The sequence below is a fragment of the Mesorhizobium sp. BR115XR7A genome (assembly GCF_020165315.1).
GTDB classification, from domain to species: Bacteria; Pseudomonadota; Alphaproteobacteria; order Rhizobiales; family Rhizobiaceae; genus Mesorhizobium; species Mesorhizobium australicum.
Window position 1 is genome coordinate 133,079 of record NZ_JAIUHW010000005.1, and the last position, 24,151, is coordinate 157,229.

Genomic DNA, 24,151 nt, shown 5'->3' on the forward strand with positions numbered 1-24,151 from the left:
TCTTATAAAGCGCCGGCCGAATTGCGTTCGGCCGGCCCTCTTGGCGAAACGATCCGAAGCGGCTATGTGTCGGGCCGCGTGGTCCCGTAGCTCAGTAGGATAGAGCGGCAGATTCCTAATCTGTAGGTCACAGGTTCGATTCCTGTCGGGATCACCATGCTTTCAATTTTACGATGGCTACGTGCAGTAAGCTGCCCGGTTGGCGACCCGCTTTCTACACGTCACTTGCCGACATAGGCGGCCAATTCATCGGGCGTCCCCATCGGGAATGCCTGCTTGAGGTAGTCGAGGAACGCGGACACCCGAGCGCTTAGCAGCCGCCTGGACGGGTAGAGCGCCCACAAGGTGATGTCGCCTCCCTCGACATCACCCCAATGGGTCAGCGAGCCGTCGGCTATGTCGTGGCTGACAAGCGACACGGGGAGGCGGCCCGCACCGACCCCCGCTCGCACCGCACCCCGGACCATGATCAGCGATGACAGGGTCAGAACTGGCTGGATCGCGATAGTTGCCCGGCCAGTGGGCGTCTTCACGGCCCAGATCGGTCGATCGCCGGCCGTGCGCACGACCGCGGGAGCGGGGTGGTGCCCGGGCGGCCGCGCGAGGTCAGGGCTTGCCACGACCACCAGCCGATCGCGCAGGAAGACTCGTCCGACGAGGCTGTCATCCGGATCGGGATTGACCCTGATCACCAGATCAAATCCCTCCTCGATCATGTCGACGGAGCGGTCTTCCGTCGACACATCGAGCCTCACTTCCGGATACTTCAGGGCGAACCCGGCGGCGATCTTTCCCATCGCGGTCTGCGAAAAAACCAGTGGCGCGCTGATCCGCAACCTGCCTCGCGGCCTTTCACCTCCCGAGGAGATCGCTGCGGCTGTCTCGTCGAGTTCGGTAAGCAGCCGGCCCGCACGTTCGTATAGCGCGCGCCCTTCCTCCGTCAGCTTGAGCATGCGTGCGCCGCGTTCGAACAGGCGCAGACCAAGGCTGGCCTCAAGCTCCGCGACCCGACGCGACAGCGTCGCCTTAGGGCGAGCGGCAGCGCGGGCGGCACGCCCGAAGCCGCCGTGGCGCGCCACGATGACGAAATCAGCGAGAGCAAGCAGATCTATGTGTTCCACCAGTGATACGCTGAGTTCAAATATCACACCTATTGGCCCATGTGTGAACCACTCATATTGGGGTCGTCAAGCAACCCAACTCGGAGAAACAATCATGACTATCCTCGTTACCGGCGCCACCGGCCGTGTCGGCCGGCAGGTCGTCCAGCAGCTCGTCAAGCGCGGCGCCGATGTGCGCGTCCTCGTTCGCGACATCTCGAAGGCTGACTTTCCGGCCGTTGTAGAGGTCGTGCAAGGCGAGCTGCTCGATATCGACTCGCTGCGCAAAGCGTTTGCCGGCGTCAACACACTGTTCCTGCTCAACGCGGTGTCGGGGGACGAATTCACCCAGGCGCTCATCACCCTGAACATTGCCCGCGAGTCGGGCGTCGAGCGGGTTGTCTACCTGTCGGTGATCCACAGCGATCGTTTCGTCAACGTGCCGCATTTCGCCGTGAAGTCCGGCGCGGAGCGGATGATCGAACAGATGGGCTTCAGCGCCACTATCCTGCGCCCGGCCTACTTCATCGACAATGAACTCATGATCAAGGATGTCATCTTCAACCATGGGATCTATCCGATGCCGATCGGAGCCAAGGGCATCGCCATGGTCGACGCCCGCGACATTGCCGAGGTCGCAGCCGTCGAGCTGGTCCGTCGTGACCAGGCCCCGGGCAAGCTGCCGATCGAAATCATCAATCTGGTCGGCCCCGATACGCTGACTGGCTCAGATGTAGCGGCGATCTGGTCGGATGTCCTGGGCCGCCCGATTGCCTATGGCGGCGATGATCCTACCGGGTTCGAGCAGAATCTGGCGAACATCATGCTCAAGTGGATGGCCTATGAAATGCGCCTGATGGCCGAGCGCTATGTCGCCGACGGCATGCTTCCTGGGGCCGGCGACGTCGAGCGTTTGACAGGGATCCTGGGCCGCCCGCTGCACTCCTATCGCAACTTCGCGACTGAGCTTGCAGCATCGGTCTGAGGCCAACCGCATTCGCACTCAGCCTCAAGCAGCTGACAGTTCTATGGCTGGAATCAATCCCTACTTGGGCTTGTCGCTCGGCGTCCATTTGAAGTGGTCGCCGTCTTTCTCGATCTGCCCAATACCGGGGAACGGAAAGTGCGGTGCGAAGATCATCTCGTGGTCCTTGGCCAGCGTGGCCAAGGTCTTGGCCCTGTTCTGCTCACCTTCCGGCTTGTCGCCGTCGAAGGCCACGGCCCAGTCCGGCTTGGCGAGCGAGATGATTGAGCTGTGCACCGTGTCGCCAATATCGAACAGCCGTTCTTTTCCGGACTTTATCTGATAGCCGACATGACCGGGTGTGTGTCCCTTGAGCGCTACCGAGGTGATGCCAGGCGCGACCTGGGCGCCGGCCTTGAACGGTTTCACATGGTCGGCGATGACCTTGACGATATCGGCCGCATCCTTGTTGGACTTGGCAAAATCCCACTCCACGTCAGACATCCTTATCGTGGCGTTGGGAAAAGCCAGTTTGTCGTCCTTGACCAGCCCTCCAATGTGGTCGGGATGAGAATGGGTGATCAATATCTCGCTGACGTCAGCGGGTTTGATGCCGGCCTTGGCTAGGCTGTCCTGCAGCGCGCCGCCGACACCCGTGTCGATCAACACGACACTGGTCTTCGATTTGACCAGTAGGGCGTCGACGCTCAGCGTGATGGTATCGGTCGGCGCTCCCGCCGCCTTGAGCAGCTCGCCGACTTCCGCGGGGCTGTGATCGAGGCCGAAGGTCTTGCCGTCGTTGGGCTTGACGAACTGGGCGTCGTGCAGGGCGACGATGTCGAGTGTGCCAAGTTTGAATGACTTGGCATCCGGCTGCTGCGCCGGCATCTGCGCCATTGCCAGCCCCTGATGGAGCAGCACCAAAGTCGTTGTGGCCAACAGCCTGGTGGAATTGAACCTTGTCATGCGGGTATCCTCTGGCCGCGGAGGCGCGATCGGTCGGAAGACAGCTGGTGCGGCGGACAATTCCGGGGTCGGGCCGAATTCCGGGGCCGGGCCGATCGCAAATGCGCTAGGGATATAGGTCTCGGGCACGGTCCGGCAATGGCGACCCGTGGCCGATAGCCGCTTGGGCATGGCGCATAGCCCAGAGGGCCCTGTTCGTCCTCAAAAGCATCCCGAGCACCGAAGAATAGGCCGCGCCTCAGTGTCGGCTTACTTCGCCGGGACCATCGGCGACGCCCACGCGATGACGGTAGACCATTTCCCAGCCCTTCCAGCCCGTGAACAGAAGAATGAGAACCACGATCAGCGAGAGGACCAGGCCGGTGGGTACCACCGCCGTCTCGCCATGGGCATAGCGAGAGTACCAGTTGTAGAGTTCGATCAGGACGACGAGCACATTGCCGCCGGCGTGGAGCCACGCGTCACGCAAATTGCGGATTTGAACATCGCCCAGGACATCGGTCAGCCCGGCAAGAGCTGCCAAGGCGGCCATTATCAGGCCCGCCCCAAGCAGCCAGAGACTGGCGCTCACCCATCCCGGATTGCCTGTTCGCCAGAAGATCAGGTCGCAAACGAAGGTGGCGACGAAGAAAGCGATCGGGAAGGGGATCAGCATGGGATGGATCGGGTGGCCGCCAATGCTTGCCGTGCTTTGCGGGTTGCGGGCCATGGTAATGCCTCCAAAGGCAGTCGCGCGCGACTGCGGTGCATCTCTGAAAGACAGTGTGACGTAAAACGCCGGCTGCAGCTGAATGTTCCACAACCCAAAGCGGCAGAGCTCCGAAGCGGAAAGGCGCGCGGGAACAAACCGGTCAGGTGGCGGAGCTGGTTGAGTGAAGTCGTGGGCGCATAGCTTGCCGTAATAGGCGCAAAGCAATCCGTACTTACCCGCCATGGCGAATCATGGCGGGCTTGCTTCGGCTGTGATCGGGCCGGCTCAGCCGACCCGCACGACAAAATGCTTGGTCACCGGCTCGATGATCTTCCAGGTGCCCTTGAAATCGGCTTCCACCACGAAGGCGTCGCCGGGGCCGACCTCGACCGGCGTGCCGCCGTCGGGCGTGATGATGATGCGGCCGGCGATCATGTGCACGAACTCATAATCGGTGTAGGTCGCATGATAGGTGCCTGGCGACGCACGCCAGGTTCCCGATATCACCTTGCCATCCGAAGTCGTGTGCTGGACGGCGGTCTGCATGGTCGGTTGGCCCTCGACCGCGATCCAGCCAGGCAGATCGCCGGCTTCCGCGTGCTCGACCGCGCCGAATTTCAGGATGGTCTTGTTCGTCATGCCGGGCTCCGTTTGCTTCATGTGTGCTGCGGGTCGGATAGCCGATGCACATGACGGGGGCAATGCCGTGCCATGCGAAACAGGCACGGCCGCACATTCGGGCTGACCGGCGCGAGCTGGAGTGGTTATGGCTTGTGCCGTGCCGAGACCAGCTCTGCCTTGCGTTGCGCCGTTTCCAGCCCAAGGCCGATGAAGGCACGCGCGTGCTTGGCGAGCGCCATGTTGTCGGTCCACAGATTGCGCCAGATCGCCGTCTTCTTCGACAGGTTCTCGTCGACAATCTCCGAGGAGAAGGATTCGAAGCTGAGATCGTCGGCATAGCCGATTGCGGTCAGCGCATCGAAAATCCCCGCGAAATCGATGTTGCCGGTGCCGAGGAAGCCGCGATGGCTCTCGCCGATATGGACATAGCCGATCTTGGCGGCGGCGTGGCGGACGGCGAGCCCGACATCGGCTTCCTCGATGTTCATGTGGAACGTGTCGAGATGCAGGAAGATGTTGTCCGACCCCGTGTCCTCGATGAAGGCCAACCCTTGCGCGGCGGTGTTGAGCAGGTTGCTTTCGAAGCGGTTGACGATTTCGAGGTTGAGCGTGACGCCGGCTGCCTTCGCCGTCTCGGCGACCTTTGCCAGCGTTGCCGCGCTGCGGTTCCATTGATCGCGTGTCGGTGCCTCGATCTGCAGGCCATGGCTGGTCGAAAGAATGCCGGCGACCTTGCTGCCGCCAAGGTCGCGCGTCAGCGCGACGGTGTCGCTGAGGATCTCGACGCCGCGCGCGGCGATCGCCTTGTCGGCGCTCGAAATATCGCCGTCACCAGGCAATCCGATGCTGATCGCGACGCCGAGACCAAGATCGGCGATGCGTTTGGCAAGCCCGTCAATATCGACATTGGCGGGGTCGAGATAAGAGAATTCGATCAGGTCGAAACCGGCCTCCCTGGTATTGGCCAGCGTGCGTTCGAGTTCGCCCTGCGCCGAGCTTGCCGACCAGACGAAGGAATGGATTCCGATGCGCGACATGATCGTCTCCGGTTAAAGCAATTCTCCGTCCGGAATTGCGTAAAACAAAGAGTTAAGCGGCGAGGAGAATGGTGCGGCCGGATCGCTCCGGCCACACCGGCCTTGGGAGGCTTAGCGGGCCGCGGTCCAGCCCTTGTAGTCCTTCAGGTTCTCGGCCGTGATCAGCTTCGGGTCGAGCAGTACGGTGGCCTCGGCCGGCTTCTTGCCGGCGAGCAGGTCGGCCGCCATGGTGAGCGACTGGCCGGCCATCACATAGGGATCCTGCGAGGCCGAGGCCTTGATCATCGATTTGCCGGAAGAAAGTTCCTTCTCGATATCCGGCGCCCCGTCGACCGCGGTGAAGATGAACTCCGAACGGTTGAGCTGCTTGGCGGCGAGCTCCGCGCCGATCGCCGTCGGATCGTTGATGGCGAACACCGCGTCGATCTTGTCGAAACGGGTGAGCAGCGACTGGAACACTTTCAAGCCGCCATCGCGGGAGCCTTCGGCGTTCTGGTCGTCGGACAGGATCTTGATGTCGGGATGCTGGGCAAGCACGTTCTTGCAGCCTTTCACCCGTTCCAGGATCGACGACGACGCCGGCCCGTTGAGGATGACGTAGTCGCCCTTGCCGCCGGTGTGGTCGACCAGGTATTGGCAGGCTTCCTCGCCGGCCTTGACGTTGTTGGTCATCACCGTGACGTCGGCACCGGGCGCCGAAACGTCGAAGGCCGCGACGATGATGCCGGCTGCCTGCGCCTTCTTCACCGCCGGAGCGATCGCCTTGGCATCGACCGCGTTCAGCATGATCACGTCAACGCCGGCGGCGATGAAGGAATCGACCTGCGAGACCTGCTTGTTGAGGTCGTAGTCGGCCGATACCGACGTCACCTCGACCTTCGGATTGATCTTCCTGGCCGCGTCCTCGATGCCCTTGATAGTGGCGACAAAGAAGGGGTTGCCGAGCAGGCCGACCGAGATGCCGACCTTGTTGAGGTCCTTGGCCGATGCCGGCGCGATGGCGACGGCCGCAAGGGCGGCGCCGCAGAGCAGTTTGGCGATGGTCTTCATTACGCTTACTTCCTCCTGATGCCCCGCGCCTCTCACGGTGCGTTACACAAGCCGGTCGTTGATGCCGGCGACTAGGTCACTCACGTTCTTGCCCCTGCCTGGAGCCGGTAGCGGTCGAGGGCGACCGCCACGATGATGACCAATCCCTTGATGATGTACTGCCAGATGTCAGAGACACCGGCCAAGATGAGGCCGTTGGAGAGCACCGCGATGATCAGGCCGCCGATCAGCGTGCCCCAGATCGAGCCGACGCCGCCGACGAAACTGGTGCCGCCGAGAATGACGGCGGCGATGGCGTCGAGTTCGTAGCTTTGCCCGAGCTGCAGGCCGTTGGCGGCGTAGAGCCTTGCCGCCGACATGGCGCCGCCAAGGCCGGCCAGCAGGCCGGAAACGCCATAGACGAAGAGCAGCACCAGCGGCACCTTGATGCCGGTCAGTCGAGCTGCCTCGGCATTGCCGCCGACCGCATAAATCCAGGTGCCGAGCACCGTGCGCTTCAGCACCAGCCAGGACAGCACCACCACCGACAGGGCGATGACGACGAGCCAGGGAATGCCGAGTACCGAGCCATTGCCGATGAAGTCGAACGGCAGGTCGGAGTTGAACACCGTCGTGTCCTGCCCGAGCAGGCGGGCAATGCCGCGCACGGCTGTCAGCGAACCCAGCGTGACGATGAACGGCGGCAGCCTGATATAGGCGATGAGCAGCCCGTTGATGAGCCCGAAGCCGAGCCCCGCCAGAATGGCCGCCGGCACGCCGAGCAGGCCCCAGTCCGGCACCAGCGACACCAGCACCGCCACCATCGCGGCCGCTGCGAGGATAGAGCCGACCGACAGGTCGATGCCGCCGGTCAGGATGACGAATGTCATGCCGGCGGCAAGCACGATGTTGATCGACGATTGCTGCGTGACGATGAGCAGGTTGGTGCCGGTGAGGAAGCGCGGGTTGATGAACTGGAAGCCGGCCGCCAGCAGCACCAGCACGGGCAGCATGCCAAGGGCGGCAAATGTGGTGCGCAGCCGCCGGCTCCTGACCGCCGCCTGATCCACACTCTTCGTCGCGGTCGTCCTGTCTGTCATCGCTGAGACGCTCCCGTCGCAAGTTCCATGATCGCTTCCTGACGAAGCGGCTCGCCTTCGGATGCCGTCACCTCGCCTGATATGGCGCCGTCGCGCATCACCAGCACGCGGTCGGCGACGCCGATCACCTCGGGCAATTCGCTTGATATCATCAGGATGGCGATGCCCTTGTTGGCGAGATTGTCGATCAGCCGGTAGATTTCCGATTTGGCCCCGACATCGACGCCGCGGGTCGGCTCGTCGAGGATGACGACCTTCGGCTCGGTCTCCAGAAGGCGCGCGAGCAGCACCTTCTGCTGGTTGCCGCCCGACAGCGAGCCGGCATTGGCCTGCGCCGAGCTGGTGCGGATCGACAGGTCGGCAATGGCCTTTGCCGCACGCCTGTCGGCGGCCGTGAAATCGCGAAGGCCGCCGGCTCGCGCGTCCCTGACAAGTACGCCCATGCTGATGTTGTCCGAAATGGACATATCGAGGAACAGGCCGAGTTCCTTGCGGTCCTCGGTGAGGTAGGCGATGCCGGCATCGAGCGCCTCGCGCGGCGAGCCGATGGTTATGGGCTTGCCGTCGAGCTCCATCGTGCCGGCGCTCCGTTTGTCGGCACCGAAGATCAGCCGGGCAAGCTCCGTGCGGCCCGAGCCGACGAGGCCCGCCAATGCCAGCACCTCGCCGTGATGAAGATCGAACGAACAGTTCTTCAGCAGGTGCGCGTCGGACATGCCGCGCACCGAGAGCGCGATGGCGCGTTTTCCGTCTGGAGGGCGATGATCCTTCTTGTAGAAGGCGGAGAGATCGCGGCCGACCATCATCGACACCAGGCGCGAGGCATTGAGGTCGGCGCGCACGAGCGTACCGACATAGCCGCTGTCGCGCAGCACGCTGACGCGGTCGGCAAGTTGGTAGACTTCCTCCATGCGGTGGCTGATGTAGATGATGGCGATGCCTTGCGCCTTCAGCGTCGCGATCACCTCGAACAGACGGTCGGTCTCGCGCGAGGTGAGCGATGTGGTCGGCTCGTCCATGACGATGATGCGCGCATTGGTCGACAGCGCCCGTGCGATCTCGACCAGTTGGCGCTCGCCGAGCGACAGGCCTGAAACCAGTGCACGCGCCGAGAAGGAGACACCGAGCCGATCGACGATCTCTGCGGCGCGCCGGTTGCACTGGTCGCGGTCGACGATGCCGAAACGGCGCGGCTCGTTGCCGAGGAAGATGTTCTGCGCCACGGTCAGATTGGGCGCCAACGACAGTTCCTGATAGATCACCGCGATGCCGGCAGCACGCGCCTTGATCGGATCGCCCGTCGCGGCGGGCGCGCCATCGATCAGGATCTCGCCGCCGGGATCCGGCCGATAGGCGCCGGACAGCACCTTCATCAGCGTCGACTTGCCGGCGCCGTTCTCGCCCATCAGCGCATGCAGTTCGCCGGCGTGGACGCTGAGCGAGACGTCCTGCAGGGCACGGATCGCGCCGAAGGTCTTCGAGATGTGGCGCATCTCCAGCACCGGCTGGCGCGCCGCTAGCGTCCGCACCGCCGCGCTCATCGTGCACCACCCGCCGCCTTGGCGGCGGCACCATGCCCGGCAATGAGATCGCGCCAGGCGTCGCGATAGCCGGCAAGCCCGCCGAATCGTGTCGCCTGCACCGGCTCCGGCAGCTCGGCGGCGAAGTCGCGCCCCACGCTCTCGAAGGCGAGCGCGGCGGCACCCGTGGCGCTGCCTTCGAGCGAAGCACCTTGCAGGAAACGCTGGCCGGGACGCAGCTGCGCCAGCAACCCGGCGAGCAAGCCGCCAGTGTTCAGCCCGCCATCGACGATGACGGTATTGTCGGAATGGATGAGGTCGAGGCAGAGATCGATCATTAGCGCCACATAGAGCAGCGCCACGGCAGCGCGTTCACCGGCATCGGGCATGCGCCCGGCCAACCGGCCGGGGCGATCCGGCATCGGCCCGCCCGCCGCGAAGCTCGGCAGCGCCATGAGGCCGGCATCGATCGCCTGTTGGATCGAGCGATGCGGGATCGCGCCTTGCCAGTCGCAGCTTATGACGGCGAATTCGCGCCCGCCCATGAAGCGGATGGTCGGCACTGGACCACCGTCGACATCGACATTGACCAGCATGTCGCGCTCACGGTCGAGCGCTTCGAGCGGACAGTCGGGGTTGAGCACGACGACCCAGGTGCCGGTCGACACGACAGTCAGCGGGCCGAGCTCCTGGCGACGATAGGCATGCAGCGCCGCATTGGAGTCGTGAACGCCGTTGCGGATGGCGACCGGGCGCCCGGCACCACCGAAGCGCTGCTCGCCGATGACGGCGCCGGCACGTTCGAAAGCCGGCATCTGGCCACGCCAGCCCTCGGCGTCGACCAGCGAGGAGAAATCACGTTTGCGCGGGGCCCACAAATGCGAATGGCAGCCGAGATAGGAGACCTCGCAGACCGGCCGGCCGCCAAGGCGCCAGCTCCAGTATTGGGGATAGCCGAGGATCCATTTCGCCGCCGCGAACGCGTCGGGATCGACTTCCTGCAGCCATAGCATGTGACGGCCATAGTTGAAGCCGAGCGGCAGGCGGGGAGAGAACGTCTCGCCGAAATCCGGGATGCGGCGGTCGATCCGCGCGGCAATTTCGGCCGGTGGCTCCTGTTCGTAGTCGAGGATCGGATGGGTCAGCGCCTTGTCGTCGACAAGAGCGAAGGTACAGCCATGGCCCGACACCATCACCCCTTCGACACGATGGTTTTCGACCGCGTCGGCGACGGCACCGAACGCCCAGCCATGGAGGGCGGCCTCGTCGAGCACGCTGAAGCCGCCTTGGCGCGCCCATTTCGGTTGCGTCCGGCGCTCGTCGAGAATGCGTCCGTCCTGGCCGAAGACGAACAGCTTCGAATTGGTCTTGCCGAAGTCGAGAACTGCCACGTTCACGCGAGGGCTCCCGAGGTTGAAGCGATCCGCACCATGACGCCGGCGTCCTCCAGCATGCGCGCATCGGCATCGGAGAGCCCGTCATCGGTCACCAGCGTGCCGATGCGCGACAGCGGCAGCGCGACGTTGCGCGCGTGGATCGACAGCTTGCGGCTGTCGGCCAGCACCACGATCTGGTCGGCGCACAGGCTGAGCTCGACGATGGACCGCACCAGCAGCGGATGCGATTCCAGCAGCCCTTCCTGGTTGAGCCCTTGTGTGCCGAGAAAGAATTTCGAGGCATAGAAGGACGTCGCCTGGGTCGGCGAATGGATGATGCCGGGTTCACGGTGCAGGTCGCCGCCGGCAACCGTCAGGCTGCAATGGCCATGGTCGCTGAGATAGGCCGCGAGCGGCATCGAATTGGTGTAGAGCCGGATGTTGCGGTCGGCAAGCTTGACGCCGAGATGGAAGCAGGTCGAGCCGCCATGGACGATGACCGCGTCGCCATCGCGCACCATGGTCGCGGCGACCGCCGCGATCTGCCGTTTGGCCTCGACGGCAAGGTCGCGGTTCTCGTCATAGGGCCGGGCATAGGCGACGCCCGCATGCGAGGCGCCATCGAGCGCCGAAATGCCGCCATAGACCTTGCGGGCCTCACCGGCCTCGTCGATCCGGTCGATATCGCGCCTGACCGTCGCCGCCGAAACGCCGAGCCGCTCCTGCAACTCGCGCACGGAGGCAAACGGGCGATCCCGCAGCAATTCGACGATCTGACGCTGGCGGCCGAGGTCGCTCAACCTTTCCTCCCTGACGCCATTTCTATGGCAATTGGTGCAACTTACTCAACATTAGTTGGATTGCAAGCTGCTTTTGACGATAGTAGATCACTATTGACGCAGATCACTCACATCTGCGATACCAACGCCAACACCGGTCCCGACGATGGGATTTTGTGCAAGCGTTGGAGAAAAGGGCCATGGCAACCCAAGCTGATGCACAGGAACTGGCTGCCTTGCGGGCGCTTTCGGCCAGCATCGGGCTGAACCCGCATATGACGCAGGCGGCGGGCGGAAACACCTCGCTGAAGGCCGGCGACACGCTGTGGATCAAGGCTTCGGGCACCTGGCTGAAGGACGCGCTCAGCGACGACATCATGGTGCCGGTGGCGATGGCGCCGTTGCTGGAGGCCGTCGACCGGCGCGACCCGGCCGCCGACAAGCCACAGGCTTTCGCCATCGAAGACCTCAATCCGCGTGGCCTGCGTCCGTCGATCGAGACCACGGTGCATGCCTTGATGCCGCAACGCGTGGTTCTGCACGTCCACTGCGTCGACACGATTTCGCTGGCCGTGCAAGCCGATGCCGAGGCCGAGGTCGCCAAGCGGCTGGGCGGCATCGAATGGGCCTGGGTGCCCTATTTCCGGCCGGGCCTGCCGCTCGCCCGTGGCATTGCCGAGAGATTGCGACCCGGCGTCGACGTACTGATCCTTGGCAATCACGGACTGGTGGTCGCCGCGGAAACCGTCCCCGACGCACAGGCCTTGCTGCACCGCGTCCGGTCGCTGCTGGCGCGGCCGGCGCGCGCGACCGCCGCACCCGACATCGCCGCCCTGACGACGCTAGCCGGCGACTACCGGTTACCGGCGGATATCGAAGCGCATGCTGTCGCGATCGATGCGGAAAGCCTGCACATGGCCGAGGCCGGCAGTCTCTATCCGGACCATGTCATATTCCTTGGCCAGGGCTCGGTCCTGGCGAGGCCGGGCGAGGACGTGGCCGGCGTCGTCGCGCGGCTCGGCGCGGCGCCACCGGCGATCCTGTTTCCCGGCGCCGGCGTGCTGATGCGCGGCGACGCCAGCGCCGGTGCCGACGCCATGCAGCGTTGCCTAGCCGACGTGACCGCGCGCGTCGATGGCAAGGCGCGGCTGAACTATCTCACGGCCGCCGAGAATGACGAACTGGTCAACTGGGACGCCGAGCAGTATCGCCAGAAGCTCAACGCCGCCGGCACGGCCTGACAAGGAACGGACGACATGACGCCACTTGTCGTCGGCATCGACATCGGCACCTCCGGCGCCCGCGCGGTCGCCATGCGCCGGGATTTTTCCATTGCCGCCCAATCTGCCGTGCCTCTCGACAGGTTCGGCCCGAACCCCCGCGATCCCCGCACATGGTGGCAAGCGGTCCAGGCGGCGCTGGCCGGGCTGCTTTCAAGCATAGACCGTGCCACGGTCCGCGCCATCGCCGTCGACGGTACATCGGGCACGCTGCTGCCGGTCGACACTGATGGGCGGCCCCTGGCCGAGCCGCTGATGTACAACGACAAGGTCGATGACGGAGACATCCTGGCCATTGTCGCCCGCGAGGCGCCGGAAACGAGCGCCGCCCACGGGCCGACTTCAGGCCTCGCCAAGGCGCTCCGATTCCAGCGTCTGCCTGGCGCGGCGGCCGTGCTGCACCAGGCCGACTGGATCGCCGGCAACCTGTCCGGACGCTTCGACGTCAGCGACGAGAACAATGCGCTCAAGACCGGCTATGACGTCGAGGCCCGCCGCTGGCCGGATTGGATCGCGGCCACCGGCATGCGCATGAATTTACTGCCTGATGCCGTCGAGCCGGGCGAGGTCAGCGGCACGCTTACCACGGCCGCCGCCGCGCTTTTCGGCCTGCAGCGCGATGTGGTTGTGGTTGCCGGCACCACGGACGGCTGCGCCTCATTCCTGGCGACGGGCGCTACGGCAGCCGGCGACGGCGTCACCGCATTGGGTTCCTCGCTGACCATCAAGATCCTGTCCGACCGGCCGATCTCGGCGCCGCGCTTCGGCATCTACAGCCATCGTCTTGGCGACACCTGGCTGGCCGGCGGCGCATCGAATTCCGGTGGCAAGGTGCTGGCGCGGCATTTTCCGCTCGCGCGGATCATCGAGCTCAGTGCCATGATCGATCCCGCAACGGAGACCGGCCTCGACTATTATCCGCTCGCCACATCGGGCGAACGGTTCCCCATCGCCGATCCGGCGCTCCCCCCGCGCCTCGTCCCGCGCCCGGCGGATGATGCCGACTATCTCAAGGCGATGTTCGAAGGCATGGCCGCGATCGAAGCGCTCGGCTATCGCCGGCTTGGCGAGCTCGGCGCGCCGGCGCTGACTTCGGTGCGCAGCGTCGGCGGCGGCGCGGCAAATCCAGCGTGGAGCGCGATCCGGCAGCGTAAGCTCGGCGTTGCGTTCTTGCCGGCTTTGTCGGACGAGGCCGCTGCCGGAGCGGCGCGCCTGGCGTTGAAGGGTGCGAACGAGGTGGGGCTGCTATGAGCGGGAAACTGGCTGAACGCCTCGACGGCATCGGACCGCTGGAGGAGCGCTACCAGGTCTTCCTGGTCGACCAGTTCGGCGTGCTGCATGACGGCTCGGCCCCCTATCCCGGTGCGGTGGTGGCCTTGGCGGCACTGAAGCGCGCCGGAAAGACCGTGGTGCTGGTCTCCAACTCCGGCAGGCGCGCCAAGCCCAACGAAGATCGTTTGCTGAGGCTCGGCTTCGAGCCCGGAAGCTGGGATCATTTCGTTTCCTCCGGCGAGGTGGCGTGGCGATCCTTCCACGAAATGGCGGCGACCGGAGCGTTGCGGCCCGGCACGAACTGCCTGTTGATCAGCCGCGATAATGACCGCACAGCGATCGAGGGCCTGCCTTTTGTATTGACCGGAACCGGCGATACCGCCAACCTGGTACTGATCGCGGCCAGCGAGGGCGACCGCTACGACCTCGAGCATTATCGCCGCTTGCTGGCCCCGGCGGCGGCGCGAAAAGTGCCATGCTTCTGCACCAATCCCGACAAGATCATGCTGACGGCGGTCGGGCCCCGCTTCGGCGCCGGCGAGATCGCCGATCTTTACGAGAGCCTGGGCGGCAGCGTCACCCGCATCGGCAAGCCCGGCCCGGCGATCTTCGAAGCGGCGCTCGCGCTCGCCGGCGAACCGAAGCGCGGCAGCGTGGTCTGCGTCGGCGACAGCGTCGAACACGATATTGCAGGCGGCAATGGCGTCGGCATCGCGACGGCACTGGTGACGGGTGGGATATTGGCCGACACGCCTGACCTCGCTGCTGTCTTCGATGAGCATAAGGCCTGGCCGGACTATACGATGGGGTCCTTCAGCTTTCGCTGACCGCCGCCAGAATCCGCCTTGCACTCTCCTCGTCGGTGATCAGGATTGTGGGCGCAATCAGGTTCATTGCGCCGAGCAGGGCGTCGGTCTTCTCCGCGCCGCCGGAGGTCAGAATGCGGATTGGCGCCTTGCGCAGCCGGTCGACATCCACCGACATCACATGGTTGTTGACGGGATGGTCGACCAGATCACCATTGCGGTCGTAGAAGTGGAACAGGAGGTCCCCGACGGCGCCGCGCGCCAGCAGCGCCTCCCGGTCCGCTTCCCTGAGGAAGCCGCCGCGCGAGAAGGTGGTGGCCGAAGCGATCCCGCCGACACTCAGCAGAACGGCGTCGAGCGCGTCGGCCATTTCAAAAACCTCCTGCAGGCCGCAGCGTTCGATCAGCGCGATCTTGGTCTCGACGCTGTCGACGACGGCTGGCGTCGGCATCAGATAGCCGTCGCCCTGGAAGATCTGGGCGAAGCGCCAGGCGAACTCGGCCGGGTTGACCCGGCGCGCGACGCCGACGCCGCCAAGCAGCGAAATCACCTTGAAATCGGTCAGCGATTTGGCGCTGATGAACGGCAAGGTGTGGAACAGCGTATTGCCCCAGCCGACACCGACCTGCATGCCGGATTTCATAGCGTCGGACAGGAACATGCCGGTCTTGGCGGCTATTGCCGGGATCGGATCGGCACTGGCCGCCGTCAGCGGCGCCACCAGCGCCTGCTGGAGGCCGAAGGTCTTTTCCAGCGCGCGCTCCAGCCGCACGATCTCTAGAAGCTCGCTCTCGATGGTGATCTTGACCTCGTTGCGCGACCGCGCCTCCGCCAGCATGCGCACGATGGTGACGCGGCCGACGCCGAGCACATCGGCGATCTCGTTCTGCGTCATCTGCTCGACGAAATACATCCAGGCGGCGCGGATCCTGAGGCGGTCCGTGCGGCTCTCGCTGACGATCTGCTCGGTCGCTTCCGCTCCTGCCCGCCTTTCGTCGGTCCGCCTTTCCTCGGGCCGTCTTTCCACGATTTGTCGTCCCCTGGCCAATCATCCCTCCCCCGCGGCGGACGAGTGCGCCGTCGCCGATTCTGCATGCTGGTCTAGTATCGCCTATTGATCTACCAATCGATAGGAACAATGTAGAGTCGGTGGTGCCCGTCGCAGGTGGCGCCGCACGGCACATTCGAGGCTAACCGCGATGCTCCGACAAATCTCCGAAGATGTCCGCGTCAACCTCAAGGACCGGCTGCGGGAAGTCCGCGACATCATCCGCCAGAGCCGCCATGACGGCGCCAGCGAGGCCAGCCTGCTGCGCGAAGCAACCAGCCATCTGCCGCCATTTCCGGGCAAAGGCATCGAAGGCCTGCTCAGCCATGCCGCGAGTGCCGTCGACGAAGCGCTGTCGATCGCCGAATCCTTCGTCCCGCGCGAGCGCCCGATAAGGGTGGACGGGACGACCGTAAAAGGCCTCGCCACCTATTTCCCGGCCGGTGACGAAGACCAGCAATTGAGCGCCGAGCGCCTGTTCCGGCGCGACATGTACTATCTGACCAAGGCGGTGCTTGCCGGGCTGAAGATCGACCACGCCCGTATCCATGAAGCCGGGTTCGCCGCCGTCCACGCGGCCATGCGCAAGCGCCATGGCGAATTGTTGGCTGCGCTGGCCGCGCCGGGTGCCGGACTGCAGGCCATCGCGGCCATCTGCGCGGCACTGCTGGTCGAGTTGCTCAACCAGCGTCCGGTCCGCTTTGGCGAAGCCGCGCCGGAAACGAGCGCTGCCGGCGGCCAGGCGCTCGACGTAAGCTGCCTGGCGCCGGTCGTCCTGGCCTGCGGCCTGGCGACCACCGGTCGTGACGGCGCGCCGGAGCCCGACATGCTGGAAATCGCGATTCTGGCGGCCGACATACGTCATGAGCGCATTGCCCAAGCCTGCGCCAAGGCGAGCCCGGTCGATGAATTGGCACCTGTGTTCGCCACCTTGCTTGCGCATCTGCCGTAAGCTCCAGCGGCGATTGCGGGAACTACTCCCCGGCTGCCATCGCCGTGATCGTCTTCTTGACGCGCTGGATCGAGGCCGGGCTCATCGACAGCTCGGTCAGGCCCATCTCCAGGAAGGCCGGAATGAGATCCGGCCGGCCCGCCGCTTCGCCGCACATGCCTACCATGATGCCGGCGGCGACGCCGGCCTTGGCCGTCAGCTCGATCGCCGACATGACCGCCGGATTGGTGACGTCGTTGAGCTTCGCAACGGTCGGGTTGAGCCGATCGGCCGCCATGATGTACTGGGTCAGGTCGTTGGTGCCGATCGAGAAGAAAGCCACTTCCTTGGCCAGTGCCGGGGCGATCAGCACGGCGGCCGGGGTTTCGATCATCACGCCGAGATCGAACGTCGCATGCGGCACGCCTTCGGCCTTGAGTTCAGCGGCGCATTCGGCGACAAGAACGCGCGTCTGCCGCACCTCGCCAACATCGGAGACCATCGGCAGCATCACCTTGATGTTGCCGTGCACGGCGGCCCTCAGCAGCGCCCTGAGCTGGCGCTTGAAGATATCGGGCCGGTCGAGGCACATGCGGATGCCGCGCCACCCGAGGAAGGGGTTCTCCTCGTCGGGGAACTCGATGCCGGCAATCGGCTTGTCGCCGCCGATGTCGAGCGTGCGCACGATGACCGGATAGGGTGCGAAGGCCTTGGCCAGCGCCGCATAGGTCTCGGCCTGCATGTCCTCCGACGGAAGGTGCATATGGCGCATGAACAGGAGCTCGGTGCGGAACAGGCCGACACCCATGGCGCCGGCCTCTTGCGCTGCCTCGATCTCTTCCAGCGAGCCGATATTGGCCGCGACCTCGATGACCCTGCCGTCCGCCAGCTTCGGCGTCACCGTCTTGAAAGCCGCCAGGCCGGCACGCTCCTTCGCCGCCGCTTCGACACGACCGGCGAAATCGGCGCGCGTCGCCGCGTCGGGGTCGATGATCACCTGGCCGCTGTTGCCGTCGAGCGCCACCTCTTGCGCCGTGCGCAAGAGGTGGATCCGGTCGCCAAGGCCGAGCACCGCCGGAATGCCATGCGAGCGGGCGATGATGGCGATGTGCGAGGTGGCGCCGCCATGGCCGCACACCACGCCGCCGATGCGTTTCAGCGGCGCCCGCGCCAGATCCCAGGCGCCGATATCGTCGGCGATCAGGATCGCACCTTGCGGGATGTTTTCGAGACTGACGTCGTCCTGGCCAAGCAGCACCAGGCTGATCTGCCGTCCGACCGCATGGACATCGTCCGCCCGCGCATTGAGATAATGATCGTCGACGGCGCTGAAATCGGCGGCGATGGTGGAGGCGGCGGTGATCGTGGCCGAGACCGCGTCGTTGCCGCCCTTGATTGCCTTCTCGGCCTCGCCGGTCAGGCTGTCGTCGGCGGCGATATCTCTCAGTGCCGCGACGATGCCGCGGTCACCGGCCGACAGACCATCCTGTGCCAAAGCCCGGTCCATGCGGGCCTGGACGGCGGCGACGGCGGCGCGAAACCTGTCGATCTCGCCGGCGATCTCATCGGCCTGCAGCATGCGGCCCTGCCCGGCGATGTCGGGCGGGAAATGTGCAAAAGCCGGCCCGATGGCGACGCCCTCGCTTGCGGCGACACCGCGCAAACCACTGCTTGCTTCGCCTGATGCGGCCGTCGCGGACCGGGGCGCTGCCGCAGGCGCCGCTTCCTTGCCCTGGTCATTGGCTGGAGCGTGGGAGTCTTCATCGTCGAGACCCGCCTTTGGGTTCTCGAGATAGCCGATCAGAGCCTCGATCGCCTCGATGGCGTCGGCGCCGTTCGCCCGCACGGTGACTTCCTGGTTTTCCTTGACCGCCAGCAGCATCAGCTTGACCGAGCTCTTGGCACTGACCGCCTTGCCGTCCTTGACCAGTTCGACGTCGGATTCGAAAGCCTTGGCGAGCTTGACGAAGCGCGTGGCGGGACGGGCGTGCAAACCTTCATGCACTCTGACGATGGTCGAGCGTTCCATGGCAAATACTCTGCTTTTTTGGGCGCCAAAGCCAGACTGGCTGGGCGCGAATGCTTTCAGGCGGCGATGGTGATGATCGCGCCTGTCTTCAGCGCAGCCACGAGGGCTTGCGTATCGACCTGCGATGCGCAGATCTCGCCCGGCCTTTCGGCCTCGCTGGCGCCGTTGAACGAGATGACGACGTGGCCCATCTCGAGCACCTTGCTCCAGGCGCTGGAGCCGACGGCGGTTATGACAGCCGAAACCGGGCCAAGGGTGATCGACGCGCCCTTTTCAGGCGCGCCGTCGCTAGGTCCGATCTCGGCCTTGTGGAGCACCGAGACCTCGGCAAGCTCCGGTGGCGAGCCATCCGCGAACAGGATGACCACGCCGCCCTCGGCGAGGTCCGCCACTTCGGGTCCTATTGCCGTGACCCGTGTCTTGAGAAGAACCGACATATGGCGAACCTCGTTATTTCTGGTGTTTAGAACACGATCAGGGAGACGACCCAGGCGATCAGCACCGAGACCGGACCCATGATCTGGCGGCTGATGAGCACCGCCGGCACGCCGATTTCGATGGTTTTCGGCTTGGCTTCACCCAGTGCGAGGCCGACGGGAACGAAGTCGCAGCCCACCTGGGTGTTGTAGGCAAACAGAGCCGGCAGCGCCATCGCCGGAGAGATCGTGCCGTTGGCAATCTGCGGGCCGATGATGGCGACGCCGATAACCTGCGCGATAACAGCGCCTGGCCCCAGGATGGGCGACAGGAACGGCAGGCCGCAAATAGCCGAGATGATCAGCAGGCCGACGATATTGTTGGCCAGCGGACCCATCGGCTGCGCCAGCACGTCACCGACGCCGGTATACAGGATCAGACCGATGAGCATGGTCACGAAGGCCATGAACGGCAGCACGTTGCGGATGACCTGGTCGATGGTGCGGCGGCCGGCGTTGAAGAAAATGCCGACGACACGCCCCATGACCCGGCCGATCGTGCTGATGAAACCGATCAGGCCACCCTCGCTGGGCAGCGCCGTCGGCGTCGCTGTGTTGTTGGTCGAACCCATCGATGCTGCTCCCCCTGCAGTCGTGACCGCCTCGGACCCGTCCGCCATTGTGACGTCGGCCGGCTTGACGCCCGAAACATAGATATCCTCGGTGATGAACTGGGCGAGCGGCCCGGACTGTCCGACCGGCGTCAGGTTGACGGTCGGGATACGCTTGCGCGGATAGACGCCGCATCGTGCGGTGCCGCCGCAGTCGACGACGACAACCGCCATTTCGCTTTCGATCGGCGGCGCCTTGAAGCCGTCGACGGCTTCAGCGCCGGTCATATCGGCGATGAGCTGCGCCACCGGATGAATGCCACCACCGGTGACGGAAACAACCTTGCTGCGCTGTTCGGTCGGCTCGATCACAAGCGGACCGCCCCACCCTGTTTTGCCCCGGGTGATCCGTACGGCTTTGTATGTCTTGGCCATGATGTCCTCCCCGCCCTTACAGCTCGACGCCCTGGCGGCGTGCCATGATGGCGGTGATGCGCTCGGTCAGCATGCCCTTGAGCAGGATGACGACGAGGCCGACGATGGCGTACCAGATGGCAACCTTGACATGGTAGCCGGCGGCGATGACGCCGCGCTTCTCGAGATCGAGCAAGGCCACGAGCATGCCTCCCCAGACGAAATATTCGCCAGGGTTGATGTGCGGAAAGAGGCCGAGCGGCGGATGCACGTAGGACACGGCCGCGTCATAGAAGGCCGGCTTGTGCTTTTCTTCCAGGAACGAGCCGAAGGTGTAAGCCATCGGGTTGGTGAGGAAGAACACCGCCAGCAGCGGCAGCACGGTGTAGCGGGTCAGCGCGATGCGGCCAGCGCCACGCGCCAGACCGTGGACCCGCTCTTCGCCGACCAGTTCGGTGACGGCGTAAAAGGCGGTCATCAGCACCACAAGCGTCGGGATGATGCCGGTGACAAAGCCGGCGAAAACCTCGCCGCCCTTCTGGAAAATGCCGATGAAGTACTTGCCGATGGCAGTCAGCCAGCCAAGCTGCTCTTCCTGCTGCACGTTTTTCAGCTGCTCCTTCAGCTGATCGGCGGTGACCGGCCCGCTGTCGGTCTGCGCCTGCGCCAGGACCACGAGATGATCGGAAGCATGCTCGACGGCGAGCTTGCCATGCAATGCAGCATCCGAGACCATGGCACCCGCGACATGCAAATTGTGCACGGCCATGTCGGCATGCTGCGCCAACAACGAAAATACAGACATTTCTCCTCCTTATGCCGGCCCGCCGGTTGATCCCAGTCGGCGCACGGCCTCCTCTATGCCCTTGCTACATTCAAGCCGGCCAAACCCGGCTTCTTCCCCGGCTCCGACCGTGCTTTGTCGATCTGTTCGATCGCCCGCTTCACGGCCTCGGCCACACCGGGTTCCCCCTCCCCCATGATCGCAGGGTTGGACCGGAGTCGATCGAGGGGAACGCCCTCGAATTCTTCATGTCGCTTGAATTTGGTGAACACGGAACGGCCGCTCATCACCATCATGCGGCGCACGATCAAGTCGGGCGTAACCACGACCAGCGCGATCGTTCCCTTGGCAAATCGGCCGCGAAAATTGCCGGCTCCGACGAAGCCGTCCTTGTACTGGTCGGTGACGCCCCGGAAGACATCCGAATAGTGCCGCATCTGCAGCCAGACGCCGAGCGACTGCAACGCCCACACAATAACCAGCAGAAGCAGTCCCCACTGCCAAATCGCCATTCGGTTCTCCTCCCGAAGCCTCAGTCGAGGCGCACCTTGGACCGGCGCGCGACAACAGCAAAGTGAGAACATTTGTTTCCGCGAATGTCAATATGTATGATATTGACCTCAACCACGGTCATCCACAGGGCCGCCGCGCGATTACGGCGGGGGCACGATTGTGCTAACCTGGGGGAAACGGGATACAGGAAATGGAACTGCCCTTCAGGGATGAACTGGCCCTCATGCCCGACCTGCGCCACCGGCTGCGGCAGTTGCGCTGGTTCCGCGCCACCTTCCGCGGCAGCGCCAAGGTGGTCTCGGACACATTCGGCGTACGCTTCGAAATCGACGAGGCGAAGCTGACCCGGGCTTTTCTCGACTGGGTCGAGGTCATGGAAGCGCAGAAGCGCTTTGCCGCGATCGACCGCGCCGATTTCATCGTCTTTGCCGCCGGCCTCGTGCTGCGCGAACTGATCAAACAGGCGCCGGCAAGAGAAATCTCCGGCCTCACCCAGCTCATCGAAACGGATCAGAATGCCGGCACGCTGGACATCATCCGTTTCTGGCCGGAAGGCTTTCTCTACACCAACTACTGTGTCTCGGTGATTTCGGCGATCTACGAGCAGGAGTTTGGCTCGGCGCCCAGTATCGACAAATGCGCCGACGACCTGCGCACCTGGTGGTCCTATCGCGAGAACGTCACCGAAATACCGGCCTATGCCGTGGCTTTCCTCGACCGCTTCCTGGGGGCGGAACCGAACTGGATCACGCCCGATCGCGCACAGTCGCGGCAGGCCATGCAGCGGGCGCTGGGGTCCTCCCGCGCCAGCGACGTCTTGCGCCAGCTTTGAATCGGCCTCTATTACCTCCTATCCACGAGGCCGAGCGTGCCCGCTATTGAACATTTGACTTTTTGTCGATAGCGATGTGCGAATTCTGACAGAGGCCGGGAGAAACGCGTGGCGCCGTCAAGACTGATCATTTTCGATTGCGACGGCGTTCTCGTCGACAGCGAGCCGCTGGCCGCCAAGGCCTATGAACGTGTCTACGATAAGCATGGCATGCCGGGCGTTCACGGCGGCATCATCGCCCAGTGCGTCGGCATGAAACAGGCCGACATCATCGTCAGGATCAAGGAGTTGACCGGCCATCAGTTTCCCGCGTCGGCCGACGACGATATCTGGGCCGAGACCAAGGTGCTTTTCACCGAAGAGTTGAAGCCAACGCCTGGAATAGGCTCGTTTCTAGAAACGCTTGCCGGCGACCGCTGCGTTGCCTCCTCATCCTCCATCGAGCGTATAAACCACAGTCTGGCGGTGACCGGATTGGCACGCTTCTTCGGCGATGCGATCTACAGTTCCTCGATGGTCAAGAACGGCAAGCCAGCGCCGGACATCTTCCTTTTCGCGGCTGCCAGGATGGGCGCCAAACCAGCCGACTGCATCGTCATCGAGGATTCGCCTTTCGGCATCCAGGGCGCGGTCGCCGCCGGCATGACGGCGATCGGCTATACCGGCGGCGGCCATACCTATGCCGAGCATGCCGCACGGCTGACGGCGGCCGGTGCCGATCTCGTCTGCGCCGACTGGCATGAAGTTAGCCGGCAATTGGCTGGACTTGGTGTGCCAGCCTAAGTGGGAGAGGCTAAAGAGGATGGTTTGGCGGCCATTCGCTGCGTGGAATCTCGGAGCCCACACGGAAGCCGAACGACAGGACCCTGGTCGCATCGGCATCCACCTCGCATCGGAAGCTCAGTTGGTACCATGTGGTTGTCGTGCTGAAGGCCGCTTCGGGGCGGTCGAGAACATTGCCGGCTTTCAGCGGGATCGTCGGCAGCCATTTGGGAGAATAGTCGGCACCCTGCAGCTCCTGGTCCAGCACGTTGGCGCAAAGGGTCGCAACGCGCTGACTGCGAGGTACGCCGCTCATGGAACTCGTGGCCAACGCGTCGCCGGTAGCGCCCTGCGAGTAGAGTTTCCGAACCCCCGGAAGACCGGAATACATCGGTGATCCAGCACCTGCGTCGTTCGTGGAATTTGAGGCGGTGGCTTTTCCGGCCCGGGATTTCAGGGCTTTTTCGGACTTGAACTTCATCGTCTTGACGACTTTGGCCTTGGGCTTTTCGGTCGCGGCCCCGGTCTTGGCGTCGCTCTCGGCTGTCGACGGCTTTGGCTCTACGGCTGCTTGCTGATCGGCGGCTTTTGGCGCAGCCTGCTGTTGATCAGCGTCCTCCGTGACCTGCTTTTCCTCGCTCGGCGTGGGCTTGGCTGCAGTCGGCTCGGTTGGCGGATTCTCATCGGCTTTGCTCGCATCCGGCCGCTGCTCCGCGTTTGCCGTCGCTGCAGGCTTGTTCTCGGCGGACTTGGGCACGACCGGAGGCTTCGAGGCGTCATCCTTTGCAGGCGACGGCGCATTGTCCTTGGCCGCCCCCCCATCCAGGGATTTCTTCGGTCCGGTATCTTTGTCGCCATACTGAAAAACGCGCTTCAAAGCGGTGTCATCAGGTTGTTTGCGCGGCTGTTCAGGTGGCTTTTCAACCTTCTGCTCGGGGGGCTTATCAGCCTTAGGTTCCGGCGGCTTCTCGGCTTTGAGCGGCTGCGGTTTTGGCTTGTCGGGCGGAGGCACGAGCGCGACGCTTATCGGTTGCTCCTGCTGGGGCTCTTGTGAGGCTTTTGACAGGCCGTAGATGAAGAACGATGCGACAAGCGCATGCAGGACCAGCGATGCGGCCAAGGCCCACAGCAGATTCCGGCGCCATTCGCGTGTCTCATCCTTCATCTCTTCCGATGTGGAATGAAATAGCGGCGGCTTCAAGCATAAGCACCGGATTGACGCCATTTAGCCGCTGACAGCTTGGTGATCTGGAGGATGCCGCGCAGGGAG

At 64.3% G+C, this 24,151-nt stretch carries 24 protein-coding genes and 1 tRNA gene; 8 read left to right on the forward strand and 17 right to left on the reverse strand.

Annotated features, from left to right (window positions below; genetic code table 11):
- Positions 1–80 precede the first annotated feature (80 nt).
- Positions 81–157, forward strand: a tRNA-Arg gene (locus tag LB557_RS12375).
- A gap of 64 nt (positions 158–221) precedes the next feature.
- Here LB557_RS12375 and LB557_RS12380 read toward each other — a convergent pair.
- Positions 222–1,112 (reverse strand): LysR family transcriptional regulator, encoded by an 891-nt coding sequence (locus tag LB557_RS12380; RefSeq protein ID WP_224643503.1) that lies wholly within the window; start codon positions 1,110–1,112, stop codon positions 222–224.
- A gap of 103 nt (positions 1,113–1,215) precedes the next feature.
- Here LB557_RS12380 and LB557_RS12385 point away from each other — a divergent pair, with 103 nt between their 5' ends.
- On the forward strand, positions 1,216–2,085 hold the full coding sequence (locus LB557_RS12385; protein ID WP_224643489.1) for an SDR family oxidoreductase: 870 nt from the start codon (positions 1,216–1,218) through the stop codon (positions 2,083–2,085).
- A 60-nt stretch (positions 2,086–2,145) separates the two neighbouring features.
- On the opposite strand, the gene LB557_RS12390 is transcribed toward LB557_RS12385, so the two are convergent.
- The 9 genes from LB557_RS12390 to LB557_RS12430 all read right to left on the reverse strand — a co-directional run bounded on the left by LB557_RS12390 (position 2,146) and on the right by LB557_RS12430 (position 11,204).
- On the reverse strand, positions 2,146–3,030 hold the full coding sequence (locus tag LB557_RS12390) for an MBL fold metallo-hydrolase (protein ID WP_224526425.1): 885 nt from the start codon (positions 3,028–3,030) through the stop codon (positions 2,146–2,148).
- 238 nt (positions 3,031–3,268) lie between these two features.
- On the reverse strand, positions 3,269–3,739 hold the full coding sequence (locus LB557_RS12395) for a DUF2231 domain-containing protein (RefSeq protein ID WP_015315484.1): 471 nt from the start codon (positions 3,737–3,739) through the stop codon (positions 3,269–3,271).
- A 267-nt stretch (positions 3,740–4,006) separates the two neighbouring features.
- Entirely contained in the window at positions 4,007–4,360 is a 354-nt protein-coding gene (locus LB557_RS12400; RefSeq protein ID WP_015315483.1) for a cupin domain-containing protein, read from the reverse strand.
- A 125-nt stretch (positions 4,361–4,485) separates the two neighbouring features.
- A complete protein-coding gene (locus LB557_RS12405; protein WP_224643490.1) occupies positions 4,486–5,379 on the reverse strand; it encodes a sugar phosphate isomerase/epimerase family protein in 894 nt (297 codons plus the stop codon).
- A gap of 111 nt (positions 5,380–5,490) precedes the next feature.
- Entirely contained in the window at positions 5,491–6,429 is a 939-nt protein-coding gene (locus LB557_RS12410) for an ABC transporter substrate-binding protein (protein ID WP_015315481.1), read from the reverse strand.
- Positions 6,430–6,509: 80 nt separating this feature from the next.
- Positions 6,510–7,508 (reverse strand): ABC transporter permease subunit, encoded by a 999-nt coding sequence (locus LB557_RS12415; protein ID WP_140720180.1) that lies wholly within the window; start codon positions 7,506–7,508, stop codon positions 6,510–6,512.
- Positions 7,505–9,049 (reverse strand): sugar ABC transporter ATP-binding protein, encoded by a 1,545-nt coding sequence (locus LB557_RS12420; RefSeq protein ID WP_224643491.1) that lies wholly within the window; start codon positions 9,047–9,049, stop codon positions 7,505–7,507. The genes LB557_RS12415 and LB557_RS12420 overlap by 4 nt, the downstream gene beginning before the upstream one ends.
- The gene (locus LB557_RS12425; RefSeq protein WP_224643492.1) at positions 9,046–10,425 is read right to left on the reverse strand and encodes an FGGY-family carbohydrate kinase; all 1,380 of its coding nucleotides are present in this window, start codon (positions 10,423–10,425) and stop codon (positions 9,046–9,048) included. The genes LB557_RS12420 and LB557_RS12425 overlap by 4 nt, the downstream gene beginning before the upstream one ends.
- Complete coding sequence (locus LB557_RS12430) at positions 10,422–11,204, reverse strand: DeoR/GlpR family DNA-binding transcription regulator (RefSeq protein ID WP_015315477.1); 783 nt, start codon at positions 11,202–11,204, stop codon at positions 10,422–10,424. The genes LB557_RS12425 and LB557_RS12430 overlap by 4 nt, the downstream gene beginning before the upstream one ends.
- 179 nt (positions 11,205–11,383) lie before the next feature.
- Here LB557_RS12430 and LB557_RS12435 point away from each other — a divergent pair, with 179 nt between their 5' ends.
- From LB557_RS12435 to LB557_RS12445, 3 genes are read left to right on the forward strand one after another with little or no spacing between them, the layout of a single operon-like run.
- Positions 11,384–12,424, forward strand: a complete 1,041-nt coding sequence (locus tag LB557_RS12435; protein ID WP_224643493.1) for a class II aldolase/adducin family protein — start codon at positions 11,384–11,386, stop codon at positions 12,422–12,424.
- A gap of 15 nt (positions 12,425–12,439) precedes the next feature.
- Complete coding sequence (locus LB557_RS12440) at positions 12,440–13,714, forward strand: FGGY-family carbohydrate kinase (protein WP_224643494.1); 1,275 nt, start codon at positions 12,440–12,442, stop codon at positions 13,712–13,714.
- The gene (locus LB557_RS12445) at positions 13,711–14,562 is read left to right on the forward strand and encodes a TIGR01459 family HAD-type hydrolase (RefSeq protein WP_224643495.1); all 852 of its coding nucleotides are present in this window, start codon (positions 13,711–13,713) and stop codon (positions 14,560–14,562) included. The genes LB557_RS12440 and LB557_RS12445 overlap by 4 nt, the downstream gene beginning before the upstream one ends.
- Here the strand turns inward: LB557_RS12445 and LB557_RS12450 are convergent.
- Positions 14,549–15,568 carry a sugar-binding transcriptional regulator gene (locus LB557_RS12450; RefSeq protein ID WP_051041246.1) on the reverse strand — a complete coding sequence of 340 codons (1,020 nt, stop codon included), beginning with the start codon at positions 15,566–15,568 and terminating at the stop codon, positions 14,549–14,551. The genes LB557_RS12445 and LB557_RS12450 overlap by 14 nt on opposite strands.
- A gap of 172 nt (positions 15,569–15,740) precedes the next feature.
- On the opposite strand from LB557_RS12450, the gene LB557_RS12455 reads away from it, so the two are divergent.
- Positions 15,741–16,541: a hypothetical protein gene (locus tag LB557_RS12455; protein WP_224643496.1), complete on the forward strand. Its 801-nt coding sequence runs from the start codon at positions 15,741–15,743 to the stop codon at positions 16,539–16,541.
- A gap of 22 nt (positions 16,542–16,563) precedes the next feature.
- Here LB557_RS12455 and ptsP read toward each other — a convergent pair whose 3' ends face one another.
- From ptsP to LB557_RS12480, 5 genes are read right to left on the reverse strand one after another with little or no spacing between them, the layout of a single operon-like run.
- Complete coding sequence (ptsP, locus tag LB557_RS12460; RefSeq protein ID WP_224643497.1) at positions 16,564–18,549, reverse strand: phosphoenolpyruvate--protein phosphotransferase; 1,986 nt, start codon at positions 18,547–18,549, stop codon at positions 16,564–16,566.
- A 56-nt stretch (positions 18,550–18,605) separates the two neighbouring features.
- Positions 18,606–18,986, reverse strand: a complete 381-nt coding sequence (locus LB557_RS12465) for a PTS glucitol/sorbitol transporter subunit IIA (RefSeq protein WP_140662903.1) — start codon at positions 18,984–18,986, stop codon at positions 18,606–18,608.
- Between the two features lie 26 nt (positions 18,987–19,012).
- On the reverse strand, positions 19,013–20,011 hold the full coding sequence (locus tag LB557_RS12470; RefSeq protein WP_015315469.1) for a PTS glucitol/sorbitol transporter subunit IIB: 999 nt from the start codon (positions 20,009–20,011) through the stop codon (positions 19,013–19,015).
- 16 nt (positions 20,012–20,027) lie between these two features.
- The gene (locus LB557_RS12475; protein ID WP_140616781.1) at positions 20,028–20,795 is read right to left on the reverse strand and encodes a PTS glucitol/sorbitol transporter subunit IIC; all 768 of its coding nucleotides are present in this window, start codon (positions 20,793–20,795) and stop codon (positions 20,028–20,030) included.
- Positions 20,796–20,848: 53 nt separating this feature from the next.
- Positions 20,849–21,286, reverse strand: coding sequence for a transcriptional regulator GutM (locus LB557_RS12480; protein WP_015315467.1), 438 nt, complete (start codon positions 21,284–21,286; stop codon positions 20,849–20,851).
- Between the two features lie 191 nt (positions 21,287–21,477).
- On the opposite strand from LB557_RS12480, the gene LB557_RS12485 reads away from it, so the two are divergent.
- Positions 21,478–22,119, forward strand: a complete 642-nt coding sequence (locus LB557_RS12485; protein WP_140712793.1) for a hypothetical protein — start codon at positions 21,478–21,480, stop codon at positions 22,117–22,119.
- Between the two features lie 108 nt (positions 22,120–22,227).
- A complete protein-coding gene (locus LB557_RS12490) occupies positions 22,228–22,902 on the forward strand; it encodes an HAD family hydrolase (protein ID WP_224643498.1) in 675 nt (224 codons plus the stop codon).
- Between the two features lie 10 nt (positions 22,903–22,912).
- Here LB557_RS12490 and LB557_RS12495 read toward each other — a convergent pair whose 3' ends face one another.
- Entirely contained in the window at positions 22,913–24,046 is a 1,134-nt protein-coding gene (locus tag LB557_RS12495; RefSeq protein WP_224643499.1) for a DUF930 domain-containing protein, read from the reverse strand.
- Positions 24,047–24,151 lie beyond the last annotated feature (105 nt).

What these genes read in the sequence shown, in the direction of transcription:
- LB557_RS12495 (WP_224643499.1), bottom strand. Translation starts at nt 24,046, where the DNA reads ATGAAGGATGAGACACGCGAATGGCGCCGGAATCTGCTGTGGGCCTTG.
- LB557_RS12440 (WP_224643494.1), top strand. Translation starts at nt 12,440, where the DNA reads ATGACGCCACTTGTCGTCGGCATCGACATCGGCACCTCCGGCGCCCGC.
- LB557_RS12480 (WP_015315467.1), bottom strand. Translation starts at nt 21,286, where the DNA reads ATGGCGATTTGGCAGTGGGGACTGCTTCTGCTGGTTATTGTGTGGGCG.
- LB557_RS12445 (WP_224643495.1), top strand. Translation starts at nt 13,711, where the DNA reads ATGAGCGGGAAACTGGCTGAACGCCTCGACGGCATCGGACCGCTGGAG.
- LB557_RS12470 (WP_015315469.1), bottom strand. Translation starts at nt 20,011, where the DNA reads ATGGCCAAGACATACAAAGCCGTACGGATCACCCGGGGCAAAACAGGG.
- ptsP (WP_224643497.1), bottom strand. Translation starts at nt 18,549, where the DNA reads ATGGAACGCTCGACCATCGTCAGAGTGCATGAAGGTTTGCACGCCCGT.
- LB557_RS12385 (WP_224643489.1), top strand. Translation starts at nt 1,216, where the DNA reads ATGACTATCCTCGTTACCGGCGCCACCGGCCGTGTCGGCCGGCAGGTC.
- LB557_RS12420 (WP_224643491.1), bottom strand. Translation starts at nt 9,049, where the DNA reads ATGAGCGCGGCGGTGCGGACGCTAGCGGCGCGCCAGCCGGTGCTGGAG.
- LB557_RS12475 (WP_140616781.1), bottom strand. Translation starts at nt 20,795, where the DNA reads ATGTCTGTATTTTCGTTGTTGGCGCAGCATGCCGACATGGCCGTGCAC.
- LB557_RS12390 (WP_224526425.1), bottom strand. Translation starts at nt 3,030, where the DNA reads ATGACAAGGTTCAATTCCACCAGGCTGTTGGCCACAACGACTTTGGTG.
- LB557_RS12395 (WP_015315484.1), bottom strand. Translation starts at nt 3,739, where the DNA reads ATGGCCCGCAACCCGCAAAGCACGGCAAGCATTGGCGGCCACCCGATC.
- LB557_RS12435 (WP_224643493.1), top strand. Translation starts at nt 11,384, where the DNA reads ATGGCAACCCAAGCTGATGCACAGGAACTGGCTGCCTTGCGGGCGCTT.
- LB557_RS12415 (WP_140720180.1), bottom strand. Translation starts at nt 7,508, where the DNA reads ATGACAGACAGGACGACCGCGACGAAGAGTGTGGATCAGGCGGCGGTC.
- LB557_RS12455 (WP_224643496.1), top strand. Translation starts at nt 15,741, where the DNA reads ATGCTCCGACAAATCTCCGAAGATGTCCGCGTCAACCTCAAGGACCGG.
- LB557_RS12400 (WP_015315483.1), bottom strand. Translation starts at nt 4,360, where the DNA reads ATGACGAACAAGACCATCCTGAAATTCGGCGCGGTCGAGCACGCGGAA.
- LB557_RS12485 (WP_140712793.1), top strand. Translation starts at nt 21,478, where the DNA reads ATGGAACTGCCCTTCAGGGATGAACTGGCCCTCATGCCCGACCTGCGC.
- LB557_RS12465 (WP_140662903.1), bottom strand. Translation starts at nt 18,986, where the DNA reads ATGTCGGTTCTTCTCAAGACACGGGTCACGGCAATAGGACCCGAAGTG.
- LB557_RS12405 (WP_224643490.1), bottom strand. Translation starts at nt 5,379, where the DNA reads ATGTCGCGCATCGGAATCCATTCCTTCGTCTGGTCGGCAAGCTCGGCG.
- LB557_RS12410 (WP_015315481.1), bottom strand. Translation starts at nt 6,429, where the DNA reads ATGAAGACCATCGCCAAACTGCTCTGCGGCGCCGCCCTTGCGGCCGTC.